Consider the following 12487-nt stretch of genomic DNA (forward strand, 5'->3'; position numbering starts at 1 on the left):
GAAGAAAAATAAATCTTCTGCACGATTGAGCAAGAACATTAAAAAAAGGCGCTTAGTCAGTTCTCAAAAAAAGAATTGACTAAACACCTTAATCTGTTAATTACTGATTAGTTTTACTTAACTGCCGGAAAAAGATTAACAATCTCATCTTTTTTCTCTACAGGGACAATCTGTTTACCTGTAGAACGACGCTCTCCAAGTGGTGCAGATTCAGAAGAGAATGTGTGATGTGCATTCTCCTTTGTAATAGCATTCAGTTCCAGCGGTTCTCTGCAATAGAAGGCCCCTGCCAATCTACTGCCATTTGGTCGTACTCGTTTGCCTTCCTTAAATTCAAAGGTTGGCATCCCTTTTCCGCCACGGCTTTGAGATGGATAATCTACTAGTAATGAACGTTTCGCATATCCAATATCAGAGATGGAGAGAATCTCACCTTCATCTTCGCTGACCCAGAAGCAAGAAATCACCTCATCGCCCTCACGAAGCTGAATCCCTCTTACACCGGATGCAACACGGCCCATAGGATTAACTTCATTCTCATGGAATCTAATACTCATTCCTTCACGAGTCACGAGTACAATATCCTTATCATTCGTACTAGTAGCCACTGTAATGATCTCATCACCGTCTGCTACCTTACAGGCTGCTACAGCTCCGGAACGGCTTGTAGAGTATTCCTTGAGCTCTGTACGCTTAACCTGACCTCTACGGGTGATAAACACAAGACTTTGCTGCGGATCATCAAGATTATTGACCGGAATCACACTTATGATTCCATCCCCTTTAGACAATCCGATAACGTTAACGATCGCTGTGCCAGGTTCTTTCCATTTAAACTCCGGTATCTGGTGAACTGGAAGCAAGAAGTATTGTCCTTTTCGCGTAAATACCAGCAAACTGTCACGGGTATTCACGTCAAGCAGCTTGACGATATGATCGCCTTCTTTAACACCCGATGTATGGCGTTCACCACCAGAACGGGTAAAGGAAAGCATACTTGTACGCTTAATATAACCGTCTGCGGAAAGTGCTACTAGCACATCCTCTGCGTTGACCAGCGCTTCAAGGCTAACCTTAATCTCCTCAACCTCGCCTTGGATCAGAGAACGGCGATCGATCCCGTACTTGTCGCGGATCTCCAGTAATTCCTTACGGATTACAGCTACGAGCTTCTTGTCACTTTCCAATATGCCGCGCAGATGTGTAATCTTTGCCATCATTTCGTCCAATTCTTTTTGGAGTGAAGTAATCTCCAGATTAGTCAGACGATACAATTGCAAGGTAAGAATGGAGTCCGCTTGACGTTCGCTGAACCCGAACATCCACACGAGATTGTTCTGAGCGTCCTGTCGGTTCTTCGATGCCTTGATGGCAGCGATAACCTCATCTAGAATATTCAGCGCTTTAACCAAGCCCTCTAAGACATGAGCACGGTCTTCTGCGCGTTCCAGATCAAATTGGGTGCGATGAGTCACAACTTCACGCTGATGAGCAATATAAGCCTCCAGGATGGCTTTAAGACCAAGCTGTTGCGGAGCTTTGTTAACGATAGCTACCATATTGAAGTTATAAGTGATTTGAAGATCCGTTTTTTTGAGCAGATACGCCAAAACGCTTTGGGCATCAGCCTCTTTTTTAAGTTCAACTACTATCCGAAGACCTTCTCGTCCACTCTCATCACGAACCTCGGCAATGCCATCGATCTTCTTCTCTAACCGAATGTTCTCCATGGAGGTAACTAGTCGTGATTTTACAATCTGGAAGGGAACTTCAGTAATCACGATTTGTTGCCTGCCGCCACGCATATTCTCAATCTCAGTCTTGGAGCGCAAGTAAATACGGCCTTTACCTGTGCGGTATGCATCCATGATGCCATCGCCACCCATGATAGTGCCGCCAGTAGGAAAATCCGGACCTTTCATGAAGGTCATGATATCTTCAAGTTCAATATCCGGCTTTTGCATCACTGCGATACAAGCATCAATAACCTCACGCAGATTATGCGGCGGAATTTCAGTGGCAAAACCTGCGGAAATCCCACTCGTACCATTCACGAGTAAGTTCGGATACCGAGAGGGAACAACAACAGGCTCTTTAGCTGTATTGTCAAAGTTATCCTTAAACAATACTGTCCGCTTCTCGATATCACGCATCATCTCCATTGCAATCGGTGATAACCGTGCTTCCGTATAACGCATCGCTGCAGCTGGGTCATCATCCATCGAGCCCCAGTTGCCGTGACCGTCAACAAGTACATGCCCCATCTTCCATGGCTGTGCCATACGAACCATACCATCGTAAATCGAGGAGTCACCGTGTGGATGGTAATTACCCATTACATCCCCGACGGTTTTGGCGGACTTGCGATACGGCTTGTCAGGGGTATTGCCAGAATCGTACATCGCATAAAGAATCCGACGCTGTACAGGCTTAAGTCCATCGCGGACATCGGGAATAGCCCGGTCCTGAATAATGTATTTGGAATACCGACCAAAGCGGTCACCGACGACCTCTTCCAGAAAAGCCGGCAAAAATTGTTCTGATAAACTACTCACTTTGCTCACCTTCTGTTCCTCAATCTGTCCACTTTCTTAAAGATTGGTGATATTCTTTCACTTCGCTTTGCCGATCATTCTTCCGGTCGCTGTTGTTTCCAGATTTTTTGATTATACCGCTATTAGCGGATAAAATCCGGAAACAAAGACGAACACTAACGCTCCTCCAGAACGATTCCGCCACTCCGTTTGCCTATCACCAAAAAATTAAAAACAGTGGAAGTATTCGTCACTTGCAGCAATACAAGCTGCAACTACTCTACAATTTCAGTGAAATCGACATTTTCAACAATCCAGCGTTTACGAGGATCGACTTTATCACCCATTAGTGTAGAAACGCGGCGCTCCGCTTTAGCAGCATCCTCAATCTGCACCTGAAGCAGTGTACGCGACTCCGGATTCATCGTCGTTTCCCACAGCTGATCCGGATTCATCTCACCCAATCCTTTATAACGCTGAAGCTCGAAGTTTTTGCCGAATTCCTTTAAGTAATTTTGCAGTTCTTCATCACTCCAAGCATATCTTACGGTCTCCAGCTTGCCCGTTTTACGGGTCAGCTTATATAGCGGAGGCTGAGCGATAAAGACCTTTCCAGCATCTAGTAACGGCTTCATATAACGATAGAAAAATGTCAGCAGCAGCACCTGAATATGCGCTCCATCTGTATCCGCATCGGTCATAATAATAATTTTGGAATAATTGCTGTCTTCGACGGTAAAGTCTGGACCAATTCCTGCACCAATCGTGGAAATGATCGCTTTATATTCATCGTTCTTCAGGATATCCAACAGCTTGGCTTTTTCCGGATTCATCGGTTTTCCTTTTAGCGGCAGGATCGCCTGAATCTTAGAATCACGGCCTTGCTTCGCCGAGCCTCCGGCCGAATCACCTTCTACGATGAACAGCTCGGTTCGTGTAACGTCCTTAGACTGTGCAGGTGATAATTTACCGCCAAGATTCGAGCTCTCGCTGCGTTTCTTACCTGTACGAATCTCATCACGGGCTTTGCGAGCCGCCTCCCGAGCCTTCGAAGCTTGAATCGACTTTTTCAGAAGACTTTGTGCAACCTGTGGGTTTTCTTCCAGGAAACGAGCCATATTCTCAGATACGATATAGTCTACTGCACTACGGGCAGAAGCACTACCGAGCTGATCCTTCGTCTGTCCAACAAATTCAACCTCGGACATTTTGACACTAATGACAGCCATCATACCTTCGCGTAAATCATTTCCTTCTAAATTCTTATCCTTTTCTTTAAGCAACTGTGTACGCCGGGCATAGTCATTTAGCACACGAGTATACGCAGTCTTAAAGCCAGTCTCATGAGTACCACCGCTACGAGTAGGAATGGAGTTAACGAAGGAAGCCAAGGTTTCTGTATAGCCTCCATTGTACTGAAGGGCTACTTCCACTTCGATATCATCTTTTTCTGCGCTGAAATGAATGACATCATGCAGAACATCCTTACCCTCGTTCAGGAATTGAACAAATTGGCTTGCTCCACCCTCGTAAAAGAACTCGTCCTGACGATTATTGCGCTCATCATGCAGCGTAATACGCAGACCGGAATTCAGAAAGGCAATCTCCTGCACCCGCTCTGCCAGTGTGTCATAATTCAGGGCTATTCCATTTGGAAAGACGCGAATGTCCGGTTTAAAAGTGATTTTCGAACCGGTTTTGTTGGTGTTGCCCAGAATTTCAAGGCCTGTTACAGGTTCGCCAACATGCTCTTTCCCCTTCTTGTCCACCCAATATTCAAAACGTTGACGATGGATTTTGCCTTCACGATAGATCTCTACTTCAAGCCATTCAGACAAAGCATTCGTCACTGAGGCTCCGACGCCATGCAAACCGCCTGATTTCTTGTAACCAGATCCACCGAATTTACCGCCTGCATGCAAAATTGTAAATACAACCTGCGGCGTTGGCACTCCTGTCTTATGCATTCCAGTAGGAATTCCACGACCGTTGTCAGTTACTGTTACTGAGCCATCTTTGCGAAGTAGTAAATCAATCTTCGTACAATACTTGGCTAAATGCTCATCCACTGCGTTATCTACAATTTCCCATACTAGATGATGTAGTCCCGAAGAACTTGTACTGCCGATATACATGCCAGGTCGTTTGCGAACTGCAACTAGACCTTCGAGCACTTGAATGTCGTCAGCATCGTATCCAGTACGGCCATTCTCGCCGTTATTAGAAACTTCAGCAAACATATCGATCTGTTCGAGCATTCATGCTCCTCCTTCTTTTCTCTATACTCAAGCATTAGCGCCTTCGGCGTCCTTTTAAAGACGGTAAGCCTTTAAGCGAGAAATATAAGATATTAAGTATAGATACAAATCTTATACTTCTTATATTTCAAGAAATGCAAACAAACGTTTTGGTCACTTTGTACATTCTAATTCAAAATATCCCTTTTCGTAAAGACGGCGAATGAAATGATCACCGAAGCGGCCCCCCATACAGCCAGCACAGCCATAGAAAATGACAAGGACATCCCCTCTATGGGTGCAGGCGTTCCTGACAAATAACCGGTCAGTCCAAGATTTACCATAAATAAATATTTTGCTGTTGTCCACGCTGAAGCCATATTGGTCAAAATATTCCCGGCGATCAGCGCTGCCATCATGACCACTATACTAGCAGCAGTGCTCCTTACAAGTACAGAGATCATAAAAGCAAGCAAGGCAACTACGACACTAACGAACCAGACCAATCCACCTTGCATAAGCATATACTTCCACTGTGGCACTGCATGTACGGTAGACATATCCACCGAGTCCCCACTGATCTTAAAGCCTGTAAATACTGGGATATTAAAACCCTTGTATCCAAAAGCCAGACCGGAGATTAGGTAGCTGATCACAAATGTGGAGAGTACGATAAGCGAGACAAACATAAGCAGCGCCGCCATTTTACTAAATAAGACTTTCCAGCGCTTAACTGGCCTTGTCAGCAGCATTTTGATTGTTCCTGTGGTTCGCTCCGCAGAGACTAAATCCGATGCTACCGCCATTATGAGCAGTGGAATAAACAAAGTAACCGAATTATCCAAAAACTCTCGGGTAAACGTAACGCCACTTGGCTCGTTCGGATTCACATCATGATGTAGGTAATATTGAAGCTGCTGTACAAATATTCGCCGATAAGTCTTCCATTCCTCTGGTATTCGATCACTGCCCAAAGAATTTTGATTATCAATGATCTGCTGCTGGATCTCCAGACGCCAATCGGAATTGAATTTATCTCGGCTACGCTCCGCTGATCGCATCTGAGCGTAGGTAAACATAGGCACCAATACAATCAGAATCAGCAGTATAACATAAAACCGTTTCTTTTTAATGATTTTTAAACACTCATTACGGATTAACGGAAGCATATTATTCAACGTTCTCACCCTCCGTTAGTTTCAAGAATAGCTGTTCCAGTGTCGGATTGATTTTATGCACAGCCCTAACTTCGATTTCAGAAGTCACCATTACTGCCACAATCTCGGGGATTAAATCCTGCTCCATAATAGTGATTAAAGAATTCGGACCCATCCCTGCAATAATAGAATCATCCAAGGTAACGTCTTCCAGCTTCTGAATCTGAATGCCCGGGCGATCAGCCAGTAGTGCCCGAGCTTCAGCAAAAGGCTCCAGCTCCCAAAGAACGTAAGGCGAATTTCGAGCGATCAGCTCATCTACCGCACCTACCGCCAGCACACGTCCTTTGCTAATAATCGCAACACGGTCACAAAGAAGCTGAATTTCGCTGAGTAAATGACTCGATACAAATACCGCTAAGCCTTCATCAGCCAGCTTGCGTATAAATTCTCGTAACTCCTTAATTCCCTTTGGATCTAAACCATTTGTAGGCTCGTCCAGAATAAGCAGACGCGGACGTCCCAGCAGCGCTTGCGCTATGCCTAAACGCTGTCTCATCCCAAGCGAATATGTACTTACCTTATCATGGATTCGTTGATCCAGCCGAACGATATCTACGACTTCGCTAATACGAGCATTATCAATACCAGGCTGCATGCGGGCAAAATGCTGTAAATTCTCCCATCCGGTCAAATAGGTATATACCTCAGGGTTCTCAACGATAGAGCCAACAAATTGCAACGCTTTTTCCGGATTTCGATTCACATTGTAACCACATACCGTAATCTTGCCCTCGCTAGGACGAATCAAATCGACAAGCATTCGAATTGTAGTCGTCTTCCCAGCACCATTGGGTCCTAGGAAGCCAAATATTTCTCCTTCTCTCACATCAAACGTAACATCATCAATAATCCACTTTCGTCCTATTTTTTTCCGCACCCCGTCCACAGACAAGACGACCGGGCTGGATTCTCCACTGTTCGCTTTTGTCATATTCTGCTTATCTCCTTGTTACTGTCATTTCCTCGACTAGTACTTGTTCAAAGGATATGTTATCTAATACAGCTATCTTTCTTAGAAAGCTGGCTCTCACTTATGATCTAGTGTATAGCCTGAATGAATCGCTCTCCGATTCGCTGATATCCATCCCCATTCGGATGAAAATGATCTGTTGATAAATATTTGTCCAAGTGCTTGTTAAACAAATCAAAGGTAGGAACCAAGGTCATATTGCTGTGCTTATTAATAATTTCCATAGCTGCATTATTCCACTTCGTAACCGCCTGATTACCTGGTACAAGTAGATCTGGGATATCTCCAAAAGGGTTATATAACCCCATATAATAAATTTGAGCGTTCGGATTGATCTCCATGATCTTCTCAAGAACCTTACCCAATCTGGCTGCTGCTTCGGGAAGGGCTGCGAGCAATGACTCTGGCGTTAGCTCTTGATCCGTTGTGGATTCACTCTGAAGCGCGCCGCTATTCTGCAAAATGTTCGAGTCCTTGAATAAATCATTCCCTCCGATCGAGAGCAGAATGACATTCGCCATGTGCAGTGCGTAATCCACTCCATCTTCTTCCAGCTTGCTTTGCAATCCTGCAGTAGTCAAACCATTGATCCCCATGTTCCCTAAAAAATCAACTTCGATACCTTTAGCGGATAAACCACTAACCGTGCGCTTAACAAATCCTTCTCCGGTGTTATCACCAGTTCCCTTGGCTAGCGAATCTCCGAGAGCAACAACCTTTAGCTTCTTAGTCGTCTCCGTCACTGGAGCGGCTGTTTGCTGTGGCAAGTTTGTCTCTGACGCTTCTCCAACCGGATAAATGATGTCTTTGACCGCATAAACTAAACCTACAATTAGAATTATTGTTGTTATTATGGAAATCAGGCTGATCGTGCGCCATGTCCAATTTGAATCATTCAAAGCCATCCCTCCGTGTGCCGTTCTATTATGTATTGTTCCACATTTTACAAAGATCTTAACTATGTACATAAACATAAATCTTCCATACCGCTTTTGCAAATGTCTAAAATAGAAATAAATCCTGCTGCTCCGCATTCTTAATCCAAATAAAGACTTGAAAATCCTCGAAAAAATTTGGTGATTAGAGCTCCGACACAAAAAAACGTTCCCCGATTTTCTTCGGAGAACGTTTGATTACAGTAATGGTTAATTTACTTATTTACCGATAAATTCTTGAACCCAGTAGTTATTGTCATAACCTACACCGATATAATTGAAGTTAGCATTCAAAATATTAGCGCGGTGACCCGGACTATTCATCCATGCTTTCATTACTTCTTCTGGTGTTTTTTGACCCATAGCGATGTTCTCACCTGCAGCGTTATAAGTGATCCCAAAGGATTTCATCATGTCAAAAGGTGAACCATACGTAGGTGAAGTGTGTGAGAAATAGTTGTTCGTGCGCATATCCGTAGCTTTTGTAGCAGCTACTTTATGAAGGCTGTCCAATCCAGAAACGGGCTTCAGACCAGCTGCCGCACGTTCTTTATTTACCAACGTTACGATCTGCTGAACATAAGTTTCTTTATTGCTCACAGCACCGGTACTTGGTGTAGTCTCTGTCGGTTTAGTCACAGGTTTAGTTACAGTAGTTGTATCCGAAGGCTTAGTTACAGGCTTAGTCACAGTAGTTGTATCCGAAGGCTTAGTAACCGGAGTTCCGGTGGATGTATCTTTATTTGGAACCGTTCCAGTTTGAGGCTTGGACACCACGATTGTGCTATTAAAAATAGGGAGTCCCTGTAGGTTAGCTTGTTTTAAATATTGTAAAACTTGCTCATAGCTAGTTCCTGATTTAATGACTGTTACTTCAGTTGAGGCTGCATTCGCTTCGAGTGGAAGAGAAATACTAAGTGCCATAACAGCTGCTACACTACCACCAATAATTGCTCTTAATCTCTTATTCTTCATTCTGCCATCTCCTCTTTCTTGTGTGTAATATATGTTCCTGCTTAGAGTGACCAGCTACAAATGTTACAAAGTTGTAATTTGTTCCTCAGTCATTGTAGCATAAATCTATCAGCTGTGCTCTTCTAATTTTTAACATTTAATAGTCTTATCTGTAAGTTTTCCGAGCCTGAATTCATTCGATATCGGCATTAAAAAGCAAAAAAAGTCGCCATTCTCGAGAGAATAGCGACTTCTGTATGCTTAAGTGTATCAGGTACCTAGTGAAACGACTGCCAAAATTCACCCTCCGTAGAGATAAGTCCCATAATTTCTGCATATGGAATTCGGAAAGTAGGAAAACCTGCAGAATAAGGAGCTATCTCATATGGTGCGAAGTAAAGATACAAAGCCTCATTATCTACAAAGAAAGGCTGATCTGAGGTAATTCCTTTATACGTATCCGGAAAAACATAAGAGTACTGAGGATCGTTTTCAATCTGCTTCCCTACGATTTTACTTAGCTTCTCCACGTATCTACTTCCTGGCTTGAACAGATCACCCAGCTTATAGAACCTTCCGTTACGTAGATTAGTATGTGTATAGATTTTGGTAGGCATGCCATGGGCTGCTCCAAAAGGATAACGGTAACCCGTTAACTCCAGCACTAGTAGGTTTTTGCGGAAAAAGGATACTGAAAAATCACCATTATAACTGAAATCCTGTGCTGCTCCACCATTACCAGCATCTTCAGCAAGTGACAGCTTGCGCAGCTTATCATTTACCTCTCTTGAAACTTCCGCACTGGCAATTCCCTCAACAACCGGATAGTAGACCAGATAATCTCTGTTCGGTTTGTATTTCTTCTCCACAACGGAATAAGGAGGTCTCAGTGGAATGACGCCATTTTGCCTCCAAATTTGCTTGCCTTGACGGTCATAATAAGCTGTACGTTGATCTATATCTGCTCTAATTAAGCGTCCGCTAAGGGTAAGCGTTCCGGTTCCTTGGATGACTGGAGGCTGAGCTGCTCTTTTTCCGGTTCGATCTATAAAAAAAGTCTCCTTAGCATCATACACAGACGCCAGTCCGTCCTGATAATTATTCACACCAAGCAGGGTATGATTGCTCAGAATCGCTCCTGTCTCTGCATCGGCGATAATGTAGCGTGAGCCTCGATAAGGTTGACTAGGGAATATTGGTGTTCCTATGGCTGCTCTGCCTTCACCAAGCTGCAGGACTTCATAATATTTTGCGGGGATGATCATTCTTCCTTGTTTATCAATCAGCCCGTAGGCGTTACCATAGTTCTCAGCGGTATTCACCACTGCACGCCCCTCCGAGAAAGGTAACGCGGAAGTGAATTGTGGCTGAATTGCTACCGTACCATCCGTGTTCAAATATCCGTACCTACCGTTCACAGTTGCTTGATAAGCGAGTAGCCCATCACCAGGACTCCCTACGAAAGGATGATTGTACGTATACAGAATATTGCCTTCAGGGTCGATGAGTGCATACTCTCCCTCTTTTATCTTAACCAAAGCCATACCATTCATAAAATCATTGGCGTCCACATAAATGGCAGGCAATACCTCTTTGCCTTGCGCATCTACGTACCCATATAGCGATTGACCGCCGGTCGTATTTTGTTTTGAAAATAATGCCAATCCCTCATGCAATGAGTTCAGATAATCATAACGGGCTGGAGTCACTTCTTTACCTTTTTCATCGATAAATGTGTACCCCTTCGCATCAGACACCACTGCGCGTCCTTCTGAAAAAGGGGCTATAAACGAGTAAATGGGCTTTACCCGCTCCCGTCCAGAGCTATCAATCAGTCCGCTACTGTTTTTTCGCTGCACTATTGCTAACCCATTCTTCTGAAACTCCTCAGCATATTCGTATCTAGGTTCAATCTGGGCGCGACCTTCGTCATTAATATATCCCCAGAGCGTACCCTCTTTAAGATTAAAAGGCGCCGGATGTAGCCCAGTATTCCTTAAATCGTCGTCAACCCACTCCGGTAATACGTAAGGCGTCTCATATGGCTTATTGGAGTAGTCAACACGATATAATCCCGCCTCTGCTGGGATTGTGACGAATAGCTCCTCTTCCGTGCGTATGAAATCTTCATCTTGCTGTGTAATATATTCGTTCCAGCCAATACCGTCCCATCTCCATACATCCGCCTGTAACGGTCCATTTTCATTCCCTTTCCCCAGCTCATTTAACCTTATTCTTAACATCCAGTCGCTCCCCTTTAACAAAGGCATTTGCCTATAGAATATGGGAGAATGTTGGTTTATGTGCTTTTGATATTGGTGATATGGGGTGAGTGTGCGAGACTGGTTCGCCGAGGTGGGGTGATGCGTGGTACCGGATGATCAAGTTGCGAGAATGGCATGAGGAGGGCCGTGTAGTAATGTAAGAGACATTAGGTTAGTATAGAAGCGCGATTGAGGTTCTGAGTCATGGAGAAGACTAGCACTAGTTAGCAATGAAATAGACATGCCAAAAAGCATTTGCCTATTACTAGCAAACGCTTCTTCAGCCCTTTATAAGAGTAATGAAATGATCGATTTAGTTCACAGACTTCTACACGATCATCAAACCAAGCTACTTCTTCGAAGAGTACTTCCGCATATCAAATGCGACCGCGGCTATGATGATCAAACCTTTGATAATCAATTGATAGTACGGGCTAATACCGATAAAGGTCAGACCGTAGTTAATGAGAGTAAAGATGATAACCCCCACTAGAACACCCGGTACAGTACCGATACCCCCGGTTGTAGATACACCACCCACTACGCAAGCTGCAATGGCATCAAGCTCATACATGTTACCGTAGTTATTTGTTGCTCCACCTGTTCTAGCAGCTTCCAGAACACCTGCCAGACCATAAAGGGCACCAGCAATTGCATAGATATAAATCAGATTCTTAGAAACATCGATACCGGATACTTTAGCTGCCTGCATGTTTCCGCCAATCGCATACATGTTCTTGCCCAGCTTGGTTTTATTGAATACCACCCACACAATGGCGGCGACACCCAAGGCTATCAGCACGATATACGGAATTGAGTATTGGCCGCTTCCTATAAAGCCAGAACCGATTTTAGTGAAATCAGGACGCAGACCGCCAATCGGCTGAGATTGGTTAGGATCCATATCGAAGTACAGTGAGTTTAAACCATAAACAATAACCATCGTGCCCAGTGTTGCTATAAACGGCGGAACATGCAGTTTGGAAACGACAATACCGTTTATGAGTCCGCAGAGAAGACCAGCTATAATAGCTATAAGGATTGGAAGCCATACTTGCACCTGCGGCAGATCAGGGAAAAAGCGCCGGGAATAGTCCGGAATTTGCAGCATGGAGGCAGAGATAACTGCCGTGAAACCAACCACACGCCCAGCGGACAAGTCAGTACCTGCCGTAATAAGGATAAAGGCAACACCAAGCGCGATAATAATCCGCGTGGACGATTGGATTAATATGTCTCGTAAAGTATTTACAGAGATAAAGGCCGGTTCGTATAAAGCAATACCCATAATCAGAAGTACCAATACAATATAAATGGCATTTTGCGTAATAAAGGTTTGAGTTCTTTTAACGTTCATTAGTAGTGTTCCTCCT

The 12487-nt window shown here is 44.2% G+C and carries 8 protein-coding genes; all 8 read right to left on the reverse strand.

The window, feature by feature from the left end:
• Window positions 1-113: 113 nt before the first annotated feature.
• Window positions 114-2555, reverse strand: coding sequence for a DNA gyrase subunit A (gene gyrA / locus NST74_RS19785; RefSeq protein ID WP_076119739.1), 2442 nt, complete (start codon window positions 2553-2555; stop codon window positions 114-116).
• 254 nt (window positions 2556-2809) lie between these two features.
• Window positions 2810-4792, reverse strand: coding sequence for a DNA topoisomerase IV subunit B (gene parE, locus NST74_RS19790; protein WP_341114011.1), 1983 nt, complete (start codon window positions 4790-4792; stop codon window positions 2810-2812).
• A 167-nt stretch (window positions 4793-4959) separates the two neighbouring features.
• Complete coding sequence (locus NST74_RS19795; protein ID WP_042129431.1) at window positions 4960-5949, reverse strand: ABC transporter permease; 990 nt, start codon at window positions 5947-5949, stop codon at window positions 4960-4962.
• Window positions 5942-6922 carry an ABC transporter ATP-binding protein gene (locus NST74_RS19800; protein ID WP_341114012.1) on the reverse strand — a complete coding sequence of 327 codons (981 nt, stop codon included), beginning with the start codon at window positions 6920-6922 and terminating at the stop codon, window positions 5942-5944. Before NST74_RS19800 ends, NST74_RS19795 begins: the two co-directional genes overlap by 8 nt.
• Window positions 6923-7029: 107 nt before the next feature.
• Window positions 7030-7866, reverse strand: a complete 837-nt coding sequence (locus tag NST74_RS19805; protein ID WP_341114013.1) for a GDSL-type esterase/lipase family protein — start codon at window positions 7864-7866, stop codon at window positions 7030-7032.
• Window positions 7867-8115: 249 nt separating this feature from the next.
• Window positions 8116-8871, reverse strand: coding sequence for a CAP domain-containing protein (locus NST74_RS19810; RefSeq protein WP_341114014.1), 756 nt, complete (start codon window positions 8869-8871; stop codon window positions 8116-8118).
• Window positions 8872-9128: 257 nt separating this feature from the next.
• Complete coding sequence (locus tag NST74_RS19815) at window positions 9129-11093, reverse strand: WG repeat-containing protein (RefSeq protein WP_341114016.1); 1965 nt, start codon at window positions 11091-11093, stop codon at window positions 9129-9131.
• Between the two features lie 370 nt (window positions 11094-11463).
• Window positions 11464-12471, reverse strand: coding sequence for a galactose/methyl galactoside ABC transporter permease MglC (gene mglC, locus NST74_RS19820; protein ID WP_042129441.1), 1008 nt, complete (start codon window positions 12469-12471; stop codon window positions 11464-11466).
• Window positions 12472-12487 lie beyond the last annotated feature (16 nt).

It is taken from the genome of Paenibacillus sp. FSL F4-0125 (assembly GCF_038008565.1).
Taxonomy (GTDB): Bacteria; Bacillota; Bacilli; order Paenibacillales; family Paenibacillaceae; genus Paenibacillus_AQ.